Source organism: Pseudomonas fluorescens (assembly GCF_040448305.1).
Classification (GTDB): domain Bacteria; phylum Pseudomonadota; class Gammaproteobacteria; order Pseudomonadales; family Pseudomonadaceae; genus Aquipseudomonas; species Aquipseudomonas fluorescens_BH.
Map to the genome: position 1 here is coordinate 6,167,200 of NZ_CP148752.1, position 15,567 is coordinate 6,182,766.

Below are 15,567 nucleotides of genomic sequence, written 5' to 3' on the forward strand. Positions count from 1 at the left end.
CGCGATGAGGCCATCACATTCAACATCTATGTTGATTGACCCACCGCTTTCGCGAGCAAGCTCGCTCCTACAGCGTAAGCCCGCGGTGCGGTCTTACTTGGCAGCCCAGGAATTGAAGCGCTGTTCCAGTTGCTCGCCGTTGTCAGCCCAGAAGCTGACGTCGATCTGCACCTGGTTGGCGATGTTTTCCGGGGTGGTCGGCATGTCTTTCAGGACTTCCTTGGCCAGCAAGGGTACGGCCTGGGTGTTGGCCGGGCCGTAGGCGATGTTTTCCGAGTAGGTCTTCTGCTGCTGTGGCATCACCGAGTAGGCGATGAACTTCTTCGCCGCTTCAGCGCGTTTGGCATCCAGACCTTTTGGAATGGCCCATGCGTCGAAGTCGTAGATACCGCCGTTCCACACGACTTTCAGGTTGCTTTCTTTCTGCACGGCAGCGATGCGACCGTTGTAGGCCGAACTCATGACCACGTCACCGGAAGCGAGGTATTGCGGCGGTTGTGCGCCGGCTTCCCACCACTGGATGTTCGGCTTGAGCTCATCGAGTTTCTTGAACGCACGGTCCTGACCGTCCTTGCCGGCCAGCACTTTGTAGACGTCTTTCGGCGCAACGCCGTCGGCCATCAGTGCGAATTCCAGGGTGTACTTGGCGCCCTTACGCAGGCCACGCTTGCCCGGGAACTGCTTGGTGTCCCAGAAATCCACCCAACTGGTCGGTGCGGTTTTCAGTTTGTCGGCGTTGTAGGCCAGCACGGTCGACCACACGAAGAAACCCACGCCGCAAGGCTGGATGGCGCCCTTGACGTAGTCTTCGGTCTTGCCGAACAACTTAGGATCAAGCTGCTCGAACATGTCTTCGTCGCAACCACGGGACAGTTCCGGCGATTCAACCTCTACCAGATCCCAAGACACGCTCTTGGTGTCGACCATGGCCTTGACCTTGGCCATTTCGCCGTTGTACTCACCGGCCACGATCTTGCCGTTACCTGCCGCTTCCCACGGTGCGTAGAAGGCTTTGACCTGAGCCGCCTTGTTCGCCCCGCCAAAGGACACCACGGTCAGGTCCGGGCCGGCCGCCATTGCGTGTGCCGCGCCCATCATGCCCAGTGCCAAAGCGGTGAATTTCAGGGATCTCAACATTTATTGTTCTCTCCACGTGCAGGGTTGGTGTTGGTGTTGCCGGGGCGATCAATGCGCCTCTAAAAGTGGGTCGAGCGCGCGAACGTGCTCGACCTGCCAGCCAAGCGGTACCACGTCGCCGACAGCGAGCGAGGGATCAAGCTCGGCAATCGGCTGTTTCACGAAGAAGTCGGTCTTGCCGCAGACTTCCATGCGAACCCGGACGTGGTCGCCCAGATAGATGAATTCCTCGACTCGCCCGGAGAAGCGGTTGACGCATTGGTCGCTGGAGCCATTGAGGCTCACTCGCTCCGGACGAATGGACAGGGTCACCGGCTCGCCGGTCTGGCCAACGTTGACCGCCAAGGCTTCCACCTTCTCACCGCGCCCGAGTTCCACAATGCAACGGTCGCCGGTTTGGCTGTGCAGTCGGCCATTGAGGCGGTTGTTCTCGCCGATGAAGTTTGCGACGAAGGTGTTCTTCGGTTCTTCGTAGAGGGTGCGCGGCGGAGCGATCTGCTGGATTTCGCCCTGATGGAACACCGCCACACGGTCGGACATGGTCAAGGCTTCGCCCTGATCGTGGGTCACGTAGACCACGGTGACGCCCAGGCGCTGGTGCAGGTGCTTGATCTCCATCTGCATGTGTTCACGCAGCTGTTTGTCGAGTGCACCGAGAGGTTCGTCCATCAGCACCAGTTGCGGCTCGAACACCAGCGCACGGGCCAATGCCACACGCTGTTGCTGACCACCGGAGAGCTGCGCCGGGTAGCGCTGGGCGAAGGCATCGAGCTGGACCATGCTCAGCACGCGCTTGACCCGGGCACTCACGTCGCTCTTGTTCATGCCGCGCACGGTCAGCGGGAACGCCAGGTTCTCGGCCACCGTCATGTGCGGGAACAATGCGTAGTTCTGGAACACCATGCCGATGTCGCGCTTGTGCGGCGGCACGTTGTTGATGGCGCGCCCGCCCAACAGGATTTCGCCCGCGGTCGGCGTTTCGAAGCCGGCGAGCATCATCAGGCTGGTGGTCTTGCCGGAGCCGGACGGCCCGAGCAACGTGAGGAATTCGCCTTTGCGAATGTCCAGGTTGAGGTCCTTGACGATCAGGTTCTCGCCGTCGTAGCTCTTCTGCACTCCACGAAAGCTGACCAGAACATCATTGGCCCCTGCGCTTGAATCGACCTGGCTCATACCCACACCTTTGTTATTGATGACTGCTGTGGGACTAAGCCTAGTGGACGCTGGGGACCGCGCAAATCGGGGCGCAAGAGAGATTCGCCTCAGCCGGATGGAAGGTTGGGGGTAGGGATTGCCCTACAAGGATGGCGGGGATGGATAGGACAGCAACACGCCTCAAGCTGCAAGCCGCAAGAATTGGCAAAGCCGCTGCAAAAACATGTCGCTTTTGGATATGCCGGAAATCGAACAGTCGATGGAGATCCCTGTGGGAGCGAGCTTGCTCGCGATGGCGGACTGTCAGTCGACATCAGTATTGACTGATAGGGCCTCATCGCGAGCAAGCTCGCTCCCACAGGAACAGCGGAGCGCTTTAGAGGAGTTTATGTTCCATCGCGTACTTCACCAGTTCCGCCAGCGAGGTGATGTTGAGCTTTTGCATCAGCCGCGCCTTGTGGGTGCTGATGGTCTTGCTGCTCAGCGCCAGTTGCTGGGCGATGTCATTGACGTTGGCGCCCTGGGCCAGGCGTTCGAACACGGAGAATTCGCGTTCGGAGAGCAACGAGTGCAATGGACGCGAGTCGGTAAGACCGACCTCGAAAACCATGCGGTCGGCCAGTTCCGGATCGATGTAACGCCCGCCTGACGCCACCTTGCGAATGGCTGTCAGCAACAGTGCCGGGTCGCTGTCCTTGGTCGCATAACCCGCAGCCCCGACCTTCAACGCCCGGGCGGCCATTTGCGCTTCGTCGTGCATCGACAGCACCAGGATCGCTGGTGGATTGTTCAGGGCGCGAATCCGCGGAATCGCTTCCAGGCCGTTGACGCCCGGCATGGAGATGTCCAGCAACACCACTTCGCAGGGCACATGACGCAAGGTGTCGAGCAACTGCTCGCCATTGCTCGCCTCCCCCACTACCAGCAAGTCCTTGGCCAGGCCGATCAACTGCTTGATGCCTTCGCGGACAATGGTGTGGTCTTCGGCTACCAGTACACGGATCACGTTCTTCTCCAGATTCAAGATCATTCGCGAGCAAGCCCGCTCCTACAGGGGATTTGTGAACGACTCAAAGCCAATGTGGGAGCGAGCCTGCTCGCGAAAGCGTCAGCACAGACACCACAAATTCTTCAGGCTTCGTCAAGAGGCACTCGCACTTCTAACGTCGTGCCCTCACCCGGCTCACTCTCAAGCAACAACTCACCACCCATAATCAACACCCGCTCACGCATGCCGACGATCCCAAAGGACGTTGGCCTGCCAGGCGCGGCAACAAATCCTACGCCATCATCGCTGACCGTCAGACACAACTCGTCGCCTTCAAGGGTCAGTGTCAGTTCAACAGTATGCGCCTGGGCGTGCCGCATGACATTGGTCAGCGCCTCCTGAAGGATTCGAAACAGGCCGATTGCCTTCGCATCGCTTAGCACTGGCAAATTGTCCGGCACCTGCACCAGACACGGGATCTGCGTGCGCGCCTCGAATCGACGGGCCTGCCACTCTATGGCCGAGGCAATGCCAGCATCGAGAATCGGCGGGCGCAATGCCGTGGCCACATCACGGACCAACTGAAACAACTGAGCGATCAAGCGCTTCATGCTGTTCAAGCGCTCGTTCAGACCAGGGTCGAGCTGGGCGTAGGCCAGTTCGCACATGGACGTTTCCAGCTTCAACACGGTGAGCATCTGACCCAACTCGTCGTGAACTTCCCGTGCGATGCGCGCCTTTTCTTCTTCGCGCACGCTTTCCAGGTGCGCGGACAACTCACGCAGCTGCTCCCGGGAGCTGGCCAGTTCAAGTTCGATGCGCTTGCTCTCACTGATGTCCCAGACGATCCCGTCCCAGACATAGGCGCCGTCTTCCAGCCGGCGGGTGATGGCCTTGATTTCCGCCCAGCGCTGCTCGCCCTGACGCGTGAGGATTCGCCCCTGCCACGACCAGTCGCTGTCGGTATCCAGCGCATGATCCTGGGTCTGGTGATAGCTGGCCTTGTCATCCGGATGCACAATGCTGCGCAGGCCTTTATCGCGATGCGCCAGCGTGGCCGGCGAGTAACCCACCAGGCTTTCGCTGCCTTCGCTGATGTAGGCAAAGTCGATCTGACCGGTCACCGGCGCCCGCTCCAGCCGGAAAACCAGTCCCGGAACGTTGGCGGCGATACCTTGCAGCCGCGCCTCGCTTTCCTGCAGGGCCGCCAGGGCGCGACGCCGCTCGGTGACATCGTTGAGGTAAACCACCAGGTATTCGCCATCGCGAAAGCGCAAAAAGCTCAACGAAACATCGGCCGGCAGGATGCTGCCATCGGCCCGCACGCAATTGGATTCGAAACTTTGCGGGCCTTCTTCACTGGCACGGGCGCGCTTCCACAGGTTCAGCCAACGGTCCATGTGCAGGCCTGGCTCGAAGTCGATCAGGGGTCGATCGATGATCCCTCCCGCCGGATAGCCCAGCATGCTTTCCGCCGCGCGGTTGGCGTAGCGCACATGGCTGTCCCAGTTGACCCAGAGGATGCCGACGGTGCTCTGGTCGATGGAAAACTGGGTAAGCCGCAAGGCCTCTTCGCTGGCGGCGCGCAAGGCGATGTCTTCCTGCGCAGCCAGCAGGCGCTGTTCCAGGTTGTGCTGCTGGCGACGCTGCCAGACCACGATGGCCATGCAACTCAACGCCAGCACGGCCAGCAACAGGCAGAGGTTTTGCCAAAACCCCGGCGACTCGGTGAGGCGCGGATACTTGGGTTGCAGCCATTGATTATGCAGTTGCTCCAGATCCTTGGCCGGGATCGCCCGCAATGCACCTTCGACGATGCCCGCCAGTTCCGGCTTGTCGCGGAGCGTGGCCACCCGCAGCAACTGCGGCAGGCCGACATCCCCCACCACCACCAACCCGGCGAACTCCGTCTCGACCGACAAGCGTCCCAGCTGCGCCTCATCGATCACCGCATAAGTTGCCTGCTGGCCAACCAATAATTGCAATGCCTGGCGCTCCATCGGTACGCCTTGCAGATTCAGGTGCGGGTAGTTGCCGCGCAGGTAATCGGCGATGGCACTGGGCATGCGCACAGCGACACGGGTCTGGCTGTCGAGTTTTTCCAGCTCGACCGCGCCGGCGCTTTTCTGATCGCTGACCACCAATTGCGGCACCCGCATGTAGGGGTCGGAAAACTGCCAGAGGCGCAGCCCGCCAGGGGTCTGGGTCAGCCCCGGGGCGATGTCGATTTCGCCTTCGCGGGCCGCGGCTTCCAATTGTTCAAGATCGGGGAAATTGCGCCAGCTCAGTTCGACATTGAGGTTTTTTGCGAGCCACTTCATCAACTCGACGTTCACCCCGGACAGGCGCTGCAAGCGACGATCGTATTGCGCATAGGGCGCCTGCAACACCACGCCGACCCGCAACTCGCCCTGCTGCGCCAGCCAGTGCTGCTGTTCCGGGGACAGTTGGGCAACGGGCGCCGGAGGCGTGGCGGCCGCCCAACCCATCAAGGGAAACCACAAACAGCCGATAACCCACAGGCAGCGAAAACGCATCATTGAACTCTCACACACTGACAAATACTGACCAACCCATTAGGCTGCCGGAACCAATTCTGGCCTGGAATATCCAATGCCCCTTGTCTACCGCCTGGCACTGCCAGCATTGTGCCTGTCGCTGATCCTGCCTTGCGCTTTTTCCGTCAAGGCGGCCGACCCGGCGCCCGTCGCGGAGGAAAAAACCGCCGAAGAAAAGCCACTCGAACGTCAGCCACTGCCTGAGCGTAGTCAGGAAGAAGCGACGGCACTTGAGCGAAAGATCCCGGCTCAGGAACAGCAACAACTGCAAGCAGGCACCGACACCTTTCTGGCCTTGTGGAAACCGGCCAATAGCGCCGAACCCAAAGGCGCGGTGATTATCATCCCGGGCGCCGGCGAAACCGTTGACTGGCCGCAAGCGATCGGCCCTTTGCGGCGCAAATTGCCAGATGCCGAGTGGAGCAGCCTGAGTATCACCTTGCCGGACCTGCAAAGCGATGCCATTGCGCCACGAATCGTCGAAGCAGCGCCAGCTCCCAAGCCCCCCGAAACCGGCAATAAAGACTCGACCACCGCGGCCCCTATCGAACAGGTGGCCGGTGGCGAGGCCGATGTGGCTGACAAGGCCATCGCCGAAACCACCGGAGAACAGTCCAAGGCAGATGCCGAGCGCATTTTCGCCCGGATCGACGCCGCGATCGCGTTCGCCGAACAGCAAAGCGCCCGCAGTATCGTGGTGTTGGGGCATGGTTCCGGCGCCTATTGGGTCGCGCGTTACCTAAGCGAGAAACAGCCATCGCAGGTCGAAAAACTGGTGATGGTCGCCGCCCGGACACCTGCGGCGGCCACGCCCGGGCTGGCAGAGCTGACCCCGACCCTGAAACTGCCGACCGCGGATATTTTCTACAAGGACAAAGCGCGGGATCGCAACGCAGCACTGGAGCGCCTGCAGGCCAGCAAACGCCAGAAATCATCGGCATTCAGTCAGGTCGCACTCAAGGCGTTGCCGGATACCAATGCCGAACAGGAGCAACTGTTCCGTCGGGTGCGGGGCTGGTTGAATCCACAGAACCCGGCGGGCTGACCGATCGCGTCGCCCTCTTCGCGAACAAGCCACGCTCCCACAGGTTTTATGCCGATCACAAAATTGGGTACGACACAAAACCTGTGGGAGCGAGCTTGCTCGCGATAGCGGTATCACTGGCGACGCAAATTTTCCGGGCTAGCGAAAATCCCGCCGCTCCCGAATCAGCGTATAGGCGCTATGCAGTTCACGCGTTCGCTCGGTGGCCTCACGAACCTGCATCGCCGTCGCGCCACTGCCGGCAATCTTGTCCGGATGATGACGACTGAGCAGGCGCCGATAAGCACGCTTGATCTGCGCCGGTTCAGTGGTGGCCGACACCCCCAAAAGCCTTAACGCGTCCTGATAACTTGGCACGCTGCTGCCCAATGGCCGCTTCTGCGGCTCATAGTCGTGGGCCAACGCTTGTACCTGATGGGGCGTCCAGCCCAGCCACTTGCCCCATTGGCCAATCAATTGACGTTCACTGCTGCCAGCACGACCATCGGCCCACACCATTCGCCAGCAGGCGCGCAACACGCCTTCTGCCGCATGGGGCTGGGCACTCAGGCGACGCAGATATCCGTGTAGCCGGTCGCGGCCCGACTTGCCGCGATTGAACGCGGCAATCGCACGACACCGGGCCGATTCGGACATGTCCAGCGAGCGCATTTCCGCTCGGGCCTGTTCGATGTGCCCGGCCATCACCTGGCCGTCGCACTTGGCCAGGCGCCCCAACAGAACAAATAGCAATTCATCGTTACGCAGCACCGGGCGACCGCCCAGTTTTTCCCGCAAGTGCCCCCAGCTCTGCAGGTGCAAGCGCCGGTCCAGCGCCTGCCCCAACAACGCGCCGAGCATGGCCCCCGGAATGCTGGCTATGGCAAAGCCAGCTCCGGCTCCGATCAGAGTCCCTGGCCACAGCATGTCAGCGGCTCGCTTCTATCAATGTTTCAACTTCGGCCAGACGCTCGTGAGTGCCGACATCGACCCAGTGCCCCCTCAATTGCTCGCCGGTCACCTGACCGTCAGCCATAGCTTTGCGCAACAGCGGCGCGAGCTTGAAGGCCCCCGCAGTGCAACCGTCGAACAGCTGCGGATGCAACACGGCGATGCCGCTATAGGTCAGGGTGCCAACCTCTGGCTGACCGTCGCGCACCTGCGTTTCGACCAGGCTGAAGTCCCCGGCCGGATGATGGGGCGGGTTGCCGGCCAGCACCAGGTGCGCCAGGCCGTTGATGGGCTGATGCAGCACGCTGAAGTCGTAATCGGTCCAGATGTCGCCGTTGACCACGACAAACGCTTCATCCCCCAACAACGGCAACGCGTGGAAAATCCCGCCGCCGGTTTCCAGGGGCTCACCTTCCGCCGAGTACTGAATGCTCACGCCATAGCGCGAACCATCGCCCAGATAGTCTTCGATCTGCTGACCGAGCCAGGCGTGATTGATCACGATCTCGGTGAACCCGGCAGCAGCCAGTGCTCGCAAGTGATACTCGATCAGCGGCACGCCGCCAGCACGCACCAGCGGTTTTGGCGTGGTCAGGGTCAACGGGCGCATGCGCTCGCCTTTGCCTGCGGCCAGAATCATTGCCTTCATGCTTTCACTCCGGCACGCAAACTGGCCAGCAACACATCCAGCCCGGCCAGTTCAGGGCGACGAGCGATCACCGCTTCTATGTACGCAAAGAAACGCGGCACATCACCCAGATAACGCGGCTTGCCGTCGCGATGGCAGATGCGCGCGAAAATGCCGATGACTTTCAGGTGACGTTGCACGCCCATCAAGTCGCTGGCACGCAGGAAGTCCTCGAAGTCGGGCTGAACCGGAATTGCGAGGGCACCCGCTTGCTGCCAGTAGCTTTCGAGCCAGCCGTGCACGCGCTCCTCGGGCCAGCTGAGGAACGCGTCCTTGAACAGGCAGGTCACGTCGTAGGTCACCGGGCCATACACCGCATCCTGGAAATCCAGCACACCGGGATTGGGCTCGCTGAGCATCAGGTTGCGCGGCATGTAGTCGCGATGCACCAGGACTTTTGGCTGTGCCAGGGCGCTGTCGATCAACAGTTCGCTGACCTGCTGCCAGAGCACTTGCTGCGCCGCGTCGAATTCGATGCCCAATTCGCGCTTCACGTACCACTCGGGGAACAGTTCCAGCTCGCGACGCAACAAGGCCACGTCATAGCTCGGCAAAGGCGCAACCATCGGCAACTGCTGGAAAGCCAGCAACGCTTGCAGGGCGTCCTTGAACAAATCGTCAGCGTTTTCGCTGTCGATGACGTCCAGATAGGTCTTGTTGCCCAGGTCATTGAGCAAAAGAAAACCGCGCTCGAGGTCTTCGGCATAAATTTTCGGCACATTTATTCCGGATTTCGCCAGCAAAAAGGCGATATCCACGAAGGGTTTGCAGTTTTCCTGGGGCGGCGGCGCATCCATCACGATGAAACTTTTGCCATCCCCTTCCCAACGGAAATACCGCCGAAAACTCGCGTCGCTGCTGGCCGCAGTCAACGTGGCCGGGGGTACGACGCCCCAGCCCTGCTCGGCAAAAAGGGTCGCCAATTGTTCATCGAGCCAAACTTTCAGGTGTTGCAAGCGTACATCTTGATCAGGCATTGCAAGGGTCTCCGACGGCGCTAGCCGTCAAGCGGGTCATGCTTTATTATCCAGCATCTTTTTCAGACCATCGAGAGGCGTGCGGCCCACACCGCGGGCAGATGGCACGCAGGAAGCCCGGACTAATAAGATGGCATTGAAATCCCCCGCGTTTCGTAAAAAATTTCCGTTGTTGGTTACCGGCAGTTTGCTGGCGCTGCAACCCCTTGCCACTTCCTACGTGGTCGCCGCGGAACAGTTTGACTGCTCAGTCTCTGCTTCGGGTTCCTGGGACTGTGCACCAAAGTCGCCGGCGGCTGCATTGCCACCGCGTCCCGTTCATGATGGCAGCGCAGTTTCCGCCACCGGCGAAGCCCCGGCCGAGAACGGCTCCAGCGAAGATACCGGCGCCAAGCCGGTGCTGGTCACCGAATCCAAAGGCCGTGGCCTGAAGTCGCGTAGCGCAGACTACAGCCACCTCGACTGGGTTCCCCGCGAGCAGCTTACCGCCGCACAATTGGCCGAAACCGGTCCTTATTGCTCCGGTTCCTATATCGAACCGATTCGTCCTGGCATGGATGACAAGACGAATCAAAGTGACGCTCCAACCTTTATCGGCGCAAAAGCCTCCCGCTATAAGCAGGATGAGCAAGTTGCGACCCTGGCAGGCGACGTTGTCATGCGTCAGGGCAGCATGCAGGTCGAAGCCGACGAAGCCAACCTGTACCAGGCCGAGAGCCGTGGCGAGCTGAACGGTAACGTGCGCATTCGCGACAACGGCGCACTGATCGTCGGCGACCACGCCGACGTGCAGCTCGACACCGGTGAAGCCAAGGTCGACAACGCCGAATACGTGATGCACAAATCCCGCATCCGCGGTAATGCGCTGTACGCCAAACGTGCCGAGAACGCGATCATCCGCCTCAAGGATGGTACGTACACCACGTGCGAACCGAACAGCAACGCCTGGCAGCTCAAGGGCAACAACATCACCCTGAACCCGGCCACCGGTTTCGGCACGGCGACCAACGTGACGCTGCGGGTCAAGGACATTCCGGTCCTGTACACGCCGTACATCTATTTCCCGATCGACGACCGTCGCCAGTCCGGCTTCCTGCCGCCGACCATCGGCACCGGCAGCGATACCGGTTTCATGCTGGTCACCCCGTACTACTTCAACCTGGCGCCGAACTACGATGCCACGTTGTACCCGCGCTACATGGAAAAGCACGGCTTGTTGATGGAAGGCGAATTCCGCTACCTGACCAAGTCCAGCGAAGGCCAGTTCGGCGCGGCATACCTCAACGACGAAAGCGACGAACGCGACAAGCAGACCGACGCCGAAACAACCCGCTACATGTACAACTGGCAGCACAAGGGCGGTCTCGACTCGCGAACGCTCACGCAAGTCGACTACACCAAGATCAGCGATCCGTATTACTTCCAGGATCTGCAGACCGACCAGATTGGCGTGAAAAGCCAGGACTACGTGAACCAGCAGGGCTCTGTCACCTATCGCGGCGACAGCTATACCGCTCGCGTGAATGCCCAGGCATACCAACTGGCGAGCGTATCGAACATTACGCCGTATGATCGCTTGCCGGAGATCACCTTTGATGGTGCGCTGCCATATCATCCGAACGGTCTGAATTTTTCGTACAACACCGAAATCGTGCGGTTTGACCGTGATCTGCTGAACGGCAATTACTCCGATGAAGACGGTAATGTAACTCCACGCCTGGACACCAACGTTGTAGGCCTGGCACGCGCCACTGGTGACCGTCTGAATCTCGCGCCCGCCATCAGCTTGCCGATGAACACGACATACGGCTTCCTGACACCAAAGCTCAAGTACCAGTACACCCAGTACCAACTGGATCTGGACAGCATCGGCAAAGCACAGATTGCTGCACAAACCCCACAGCAGGACCAACTCAGCGGCACCTTCGACAGCAACCAGAACCGCGGCGTGCCGATCGCGAGCATCGACAGCGGCCTGTACTTCGATCGCAATACCCAGTATTTCGGCAAGAACTACCGCCAGACCCTCGAACCGCGTCTGTTCTACCTGTACGTGCCTGAGGTCGACCAGGAAGACATCCCGGTATTCGATACCAGCGAATACACCTTCAACTATGCGTCGCTGTTCCGTGACAACCGCTTCTCCGGCTCCGACCGTGTCGGCGACGAGAACAAACTGTCCCTGGGCGTGACCAGCCGCTGGATTGAAGACAACGGCTTCGAACGTCAACGTCTCAGCGTCGGCCAGGCGCTGTACTTCAAGGACCGTAAAGTCCAGTTGCCAGGTGTGGACTTCAACGATCGCGACGACGCCAAAGCCAGCGTTTCCCCATATGCGCTGGAATACGAGTATCGCTGGAACCGCGACTGGCGTACCACGGCCGATTACAACTGGGACCCGGACAGCCGCAGCCCTCGCTCGGGCAGTGCGATGTTCCATTACCAGCCTGAAGACAACCCGAACAAGGTCATCAACGCCGGCTATCGCTATCGCAATGACCAGGTACGTTACGACCAGAACACCGGTAAATGGACTGTGGGTGGTGGTGACTACGGCACCCCTGGCACTCCTGGCTATGTGAAGGATTACTACAAGATCGAACAGCACGACTTCTCGGTGATCTGGCCGATCGTGCCGCAATGGAGCGCTATCAGCCGTTGGCAGTATGACTACAACCGCAACCGTACCCTGGAAGCCTTCGGTGGTTTCGAGTACGACAGCTGCTGCTGGAAACTGCGCCTGATCAACCGTTACTGGGTCTCCTATGACGAGTTCAGTCAGGAAGCACCGCAAAACGAAAAAGGCGACCATGGCGTCTTCCTCCAAATTGTTCTGAAGGGACTCGGCGGCCTCACCGGCTCCAAGGCAGAGAGCTTCCTCGACAAAGGCATTCAAGGTTATCGTGAACGTGAAGACCAAGCTTTCTGATTGTTTGCGCCCGCTGATGCTGGGCGCGCTGTTCCTGAGTACGGCGGCCAGTGCCGCCGTACAGTCCATCGATAAAGTGGTGGCCATCGTCGACAACGACGTGGTCATGCAGAGCCAACTGGACCAACGCGTTCATGAAGTTCAGCAAACCATTGCCAAGCGCGGCTCTGCCGTGCCGCCGGCCAGCGTGCTGGAGCAGCAGGTACTTGAGCGCCTGATCGTCGAAAACCTGCAATTGCAGATCGGCGAGCGCTCCGGCATCCGCATTACCGACGAAGAGTTGAACCAGGCTGTCGGCACCATTGCCCAGCGCAACAACATGTCGGTCGAGCAGTTCCGCGCCGCCCTGACTCGCGACGGCCTGTCCTACGACGACGCGCGTGAGCAGATTCGTCGCGAAATGGTCATCAGCCGTGTGCGCCAGCGTCGGGTCGCAGAACGCATTCAGGTCTCCGAGCAGGAAGTGAAGAACTTCCTGGCGTCCGACCTGGGCAAAATGCAGCTGTCCGAAGAGTTCCACCTGGCCAACATCCTGATTCCTACGCCGGAAAGCGCCAACTCCGACGCGATTCAGAATGCAGCCAAACAGGCCGATGCAATTTACCAGCAGCTCAAGCAAGGCGCTGACTTCGGTCAGTTGGCAATCGCCAAGTCCGCCAGCGAAACCGCACTGGAAGGTGGTGACATGGGCTGGCGTAAAGCCGCTCAACTGCCTCCGCCGTTCGATCGCCTGCTGAGCACCATGCCGGTGGGTGATGTCACCCAGCCAATGCGCACACCGGGCGGCTTCATCATCCTGAAGGTCCTCGAAAAGCGTGGCGGCCAGACCCAGATGCGCGACGAAGTGCATGTGCGCCACATCCTGGTCAAACCGAGCCCGATCCGCGACGAAGCGAAAACCAAGGCCCTGGCTGAGTCGCTCTACAGCCGTATCGAGGCTGGCGAAGATTTCGGCGAGTTGGCGAAAAGCTACTCGGAAGACCCGGGTTCTGCCCTCAACGGCGGCGACCTGAACTGGATCGACCCGAACGCACTGGTGCCCGAGTTCCGCGAAGTGATGGCCACGACCCCGCAAGGTCAGCTGTCCAAGCCGTTCCAGACTCAATACGGCTGGCATGTCCTGGAAGTCCTTGGCCGTCGCGCCACCGACAGCACCTCACAGGCTCGCGAGCAGCAAGCAATGACCGTTTTGCGTAACCGCAAATACGACGAAGAGCTGCAAACCTGGCTGCGTCAGATCCGTGACGAAGCGTACGTGGAAATCAAACTCCCTGGCGCCGACCAGGCTGCGCAGTGAAACCCCAACGTTTCGCGCTGACACCCGGTGAACCGGCCGGCATAGGTCCCGACCTGTGCCTGCTGCTCGCCTCGCAAGCCCAGCCCCATCCCCTGATTGCCATTACCAGCCGCGACCTGCTCATAGAGCGGGCCGCGCAACTGGGCGTGGCTGTCGACTTGCTGCCGGTCACACCGGACAACTGGCCGGATGCACCCGCGCCAGCCAACAGCCTGTATGTCTGGGATACACCGCTCAATGCCAAGGTCGTCGCCGGGCAACTGGACAAGGCCAACGCTGCCTTCGTTCTGGAAACCCTGACCCGCGCCGGTCAAGGCTGCCTGAGCGGAGATTTTGCCGGCATGATTACCGCGCCGGTGCACAAAGGTGTGATCAACGAATCCGGGATCGCCTTTTCCGGGCACACGGAATTTCTCGCCGACCTGACCCACACCGCGCAAGTGGTGATGATGCTGGCCACACGCGGTTTGCGCGTGGCCCTGGTGACCACTCACCTGCCCCTTCGCGAGATTGCCGATGCAATCACGCCGGAGCGCCTGGAACGCGTCACTAGAATCCTGCACGCCGACCTGCAAAACAAGTTCGGCATCGCCCAGCCACGCATCCTGGTCTGCGGGCTCAACCCCCACGCCGGCGAGGGCGGACACCTGGGCCATGAAGAAATCGATATCATCGAACCCACATTAGAGCGCCTGCGCGGCGAGGGCATGGACCTTCGTGGCCCCCTGCCCGCCGACACTCTGTTTACCCCCAAATATCTGGAGCACTGCGATGCGGTGCTGGCGATGTACCACGACCAGGGCCTGCCGGTGCTGAAGTACAAAGGCTTCGGCGCGGCAGTCAACGTGACCCTTGGCTTGCCGATTATCCGCACCTCGGTCGACCACGGCACCGCCCTGGACCTGGCCGGCAGCGGCAAGATCGACACCGGCAGCCTGCAAGTCGCCCTGGAAACCGCCTACCAGATGGCCGAGACCCGTTTATGACCGAGCACTACCAACACAAGGCGCGCAAACGCTTTGGCCAGAACTTCCTGCACGACGCCGGCGTTATCGACCGCATCCTGCGTTCCATTCATGCCAAGGCAGAAGACCGCCTGCTGGAAATCGGCCCGGGCCAGGGTGCACTGACCCAAGGCCTGCTCAGCAGCGGCGCGCAACTCGACGTGGTGGAACTGGATAAAGACCTGATCCCGATCCTCAACCAGCAGTTTGCCGGCAAGAGCAACTTCAACCTGCATCAGGGCGATGCACTGAAGTTCGACTTCAACAGCCTGAATGCCGCACCAGGCAGCCTGCGAGTGGTCGGCAACCTGCCGTACAACATCTCCACGCCGCTGATTTTTCACCTGCTGCACAACTCGCACCTGATCCGCGACATGCACTTCATGCTGCAAAAGGAAGTGGTCGAGCGCCTGGCGGCCGGCCCTGGTGGTGGTGACTGGGGTCGCTTGTCGATCATGGTTCAGTACCATTGCCGGGTCGAGCACCTGTTCAACGTCGGCCCGGGCGCGTTCAACCCGCCGCCGAAAGTCGATTCGGCCATCGTGCGCCTGGTACCCCACGCGGTACTGCCGCACCCGGCCAAGGATCACCGCTTGCTGGAGCGCGTCGTGCGCGAAGCCTTCAACCAGCGCCGCAAAACCCTGCGCAATACCCTCAAGCTGCTGCTGAGCAACGCCGAAATCGAAGCCGCCGGCGTCGATGGCAGCCTGCGTCCCGAGCAACTCGACCTGGCTGCGTTCGTGCGCCTGGCCGACAAACTCTGCGAGCAAGCGCCACAAGAGCCTGCCGCTGACTGACAGGCGATGAGCGCTATCGGGTAGGACGCCACTCTGGTCTACTACCCGATACTTGGCCTAGA

At 60.6% G+C, this 15,567-nt stretch carries 12 protein-coding genes; 5 read left to right on the top strand and 7 right to left on the bottom strand.

Annotated elements, in window-relative coordinates; all coding sequences use genetic code 11:
* Positions 1 to 93: 93 nt before the first annotated feature.
* The 4 genes from WHX55_RS28205 to WHX55_RS28220 all read right to left on the bottom strand — a co-directional run bounded on the left by WHX55_RS28205 (position 94) and on the right by WHX55_RS28220 (position 5,820).
* Complete coding sequence (locus WHX55_RS28205; RefSeq protein ID WP_150725209.1) at positions 94 to 1,137, bottom strand: ABC transporter substrate-binding protein; 1,044 nt, start codon at positions 1,135 to 1,137, stop codon at positions 94 to 96.
* Positions 1,138 to 1,185: 48 nt separating this feature from the next.
* Positions 1,186 to 2,310, bottom strand: a complete 1,125-nt coding sequence (locus WHX55_RS28210; RefSeq protein ID WP_056726651.1) for an ABC transporter ATP-binding protein — start codon at positions 2,308 to 2,310, stop codon at positions 1,186 to 1,188.
* 358 nt (positions 2,311 to 2,668) lie between these two features.
* Complete coding sequence (locus tag WHX55_RS28215) at positions 2,669 to 3,322, bottom strand: response regulator transcription factor (RefSeq protein ID WP_007993216.1); 654 nt, start codon at positions 3,320 to 3,322, stop codon at positions 2,669 to 2,671.
* A 101-nt stretch (positions 3,323 to 3,423) separates the two neighbouring features.
* Positions 3,424 to 5,820 carry a transporter substrate-binding domain-containing protein gene (locus tag WHX55_RS28220; protein WP_353741678.1) on the bottom strand — a complete coding sequence of 799 codons (2,397 nt, stop codon included), beginning with the start codon at positions 5,818 to 5,820 and terminating at the stop codon, positions 3,424 to 3,426.
* Positions 5,821 to 5,893: 73 nt separating this feature from the next.
* Here WHX55_RS28220 and WHX55_RS28225 point away from each other — a divergent pair, with 73 nt between their 5' ends.
* Positions 5,894 to 6,883, top strand: a complete 990-nt coding sequence (locus WHX55_RS28225) for an alpha/beta hydrolase family protein (RefSeq protein WP_150756421.1) — start codon at positions 5,894 to 5,896, stop codon at positions 6,881 to 6,883.
* Between the two features lie 138 nt (positions 6,884 to 7,021).
* Here the strand turns inward: WHX55_RS28225 and WHX55_RS28230 are convergent, their stop codons facing one another.
* Genes WHX55_RS28230 through WHX55_RS28240 form a run of 3 tightly spaced genes read right to left on the bottom strand, consistent with a single transcriptional unit; the run spans position 7,022 to position 9,478 of the window.
* Positions 7,022 to 7,789 (bottom strand): TerB family tellurite resistance protein, encoded by a 768-nt coding sequence (locus WHX55_RS28230; protein WP_150756420.1) that lies wholly within the window; start codon positions 7,787 to 7,789, stop codon positions 7,022 to 7,024.
* A 1-nt stretch (position 7,790) separates the two neighbouring features.
* Positions 7,791 to 8,462 (bottom strand): N-acetylmuramate alpha-1-phosphate uridylyltransferase MurU, encoded by a 672-nt coding sequence (murU, locus tag WHX55_RS28235; protein ID WP_150756419.1) that lies wholly within the window; start codon positions 8,460 to 8,462, stop codon positions 7,791 to 7,793.
* The gene (locus tag WHX55_RS28240) at positions 8,459 to 9,478 is read right to left on the bottom strand and encodes a phosphotransferase (RefSeq protein ID WP_353741679.1); all 1,020 of its coding nucleotides are present in this window, start codon (positions 9,476 to 9,478) and stop codon (positions 8,459 to 8,461) included. Before WHX55_RS28240 ends, murU begins: the two co-directional genes overlap by 4 nt.
* A gap of 130 nt (positions 9,479 to 9,608) precedes the next feature.
* Here WHX55_RS28240 and WHX55_RS28245 point away from each other — a divergent pair, with 130 nt between their 5' ends.
* The 4 genes from WHX55_RS28245 to rsmA are packed head-to-tail and all read left to right on the top strand — an operon-like array spanning position 9,609 to position 15,505.
* The gene (locus WHX55_RS28245; RefSeq protein WP_353741680.1) at positions 9,609 to 12,407 is read left to right on the top strand and encodes an LPS-assembly protein LptD; all 2,799 of its coding nucleotides are present in this window, start codon (positions 9,609 to 9,611) and stop codon (positions 12,405 to 12,407) included.
* On the top strand, positions 12,388 to 13,704 hold the full coding sequence (gene surA, locus WHX55_RS28250) for a peptidylprolyl isomerase SurA (RefSeq protein ID WP_150725202.1): 1,317 nt from the start codon (positions 12,388 to 12,390) through the stop codon (positions 13,702 to 13,704). Before WHX55_RS28245 ends, surA begins: the two co-directional genes overlap by 20 nt.
* A complete protein-coding gene (gene pdxA, locus WHX55_RS28255) occupies positions 13,701 to 14,690 on the top strand; it encodes a 4-hydroxythreonine-4-phosphate dehydrogenase PdxA (protein WP_150756416.1) in 990 nt (329 codons plus the stop codon). Before surA ends, pdxA begins: the two co-directional genes overlap by 4 nt.
* Entirely contained in the window at positions 14,687 to 15,505 is an 819-nt protein-coding gene (gene rsmA / locus WHX55_RS28260; RefSeq protein WP_353741681.1) for a 16S rRNA (adenine(1518)-N(6)/adenine(1519)-N(6))-dimethyltransferase RsmA, read from the top strand. The genes pdxA and rsmA overlap by 4 nt, the downstream gene beginning before the upstream one ends.
* Positions 15,506 to 15,567 lie beyond the last annotated feature (62 nt).

What these genes read in the sequence shown, in the direction of transcription:
- WHX55_RS28205 (WP_150725209.1), bottom strand. Translation starts at nt 1,137, where the DNA reads ATGTTGAGATCCCTGAAATTCACCGCTTTGGCACTGGGCATGATGGGC.
- WHX55_RS28210 (WP_056726651.1), bottom strand. Translation starts at nt 2,310, where the DNA reads ATGAGCCAGGTCGATTCAAGCGCAGGGGCCAATGATGTTCTGGTCAGC.
- WHX55_RS28215 (WP_007993216.1), bottom strand. Translation starts at nt 3,322, where the DNA reads ATGATCTTGAATCTGGAGAAGAACGTGATCCGTGTACTGGTAGCCGAA.
- WHX55_RS28220 (WP_353741678.1), bottom strand. Translation starts at nt 5,820, where the DNA reads ATGATGCGTTTTCGCTGCCTGTGGGTTATCGGCTGTTTGTGGTTTCCC.
- WHX55_RS28225 (WP_150756421.1), top strand. Translation starts at nt 5,894, where the DNA reads ATGCCCCTTGTCTACCGCCTGGCACTGCCAGCATTGTGCCTGTCGCTG.
- WHX55_RS28230 (WP_150756420.1), bottom strand. Translation starts at nt 7,789, where the DNA reads ATGCTGTGGCCAGGGACTCTGATCGGAGCCGGAGCTGGCTTTGCCATA.
- murU (WP_150756419.1), bottom strand. Translation starts at nt 8,462, where the DNA reads ATGAAGGCAATGATTCTGGCCGCAGGCAAAGGCGAGCGCATGCGCCCG.
- WHX55_RS28240 (WP_353741679.1), bottom strand. Translation starts at nt 9,478, where the DNA reads ATGCCTGATCAAGATGTACGCTTGCAACACCTGAAAGTTTGGCTCGAT.
- WHX55_RS28245 (WP_353741680.1), top strand. Translation starts at nt 9,609, where the DNA reads ATGGCATTGAAATCCCCCGCGTTTCGTAAAAAATTTCCGTTGTTGGTT.
- rsmA (WP_353741681.1), top strand. Translation starts at nt 14,687, where the DNA reads ATGACCGAGCACTACCAACACAAGGCGCGCAAACGCTTTGGCCAGAAC.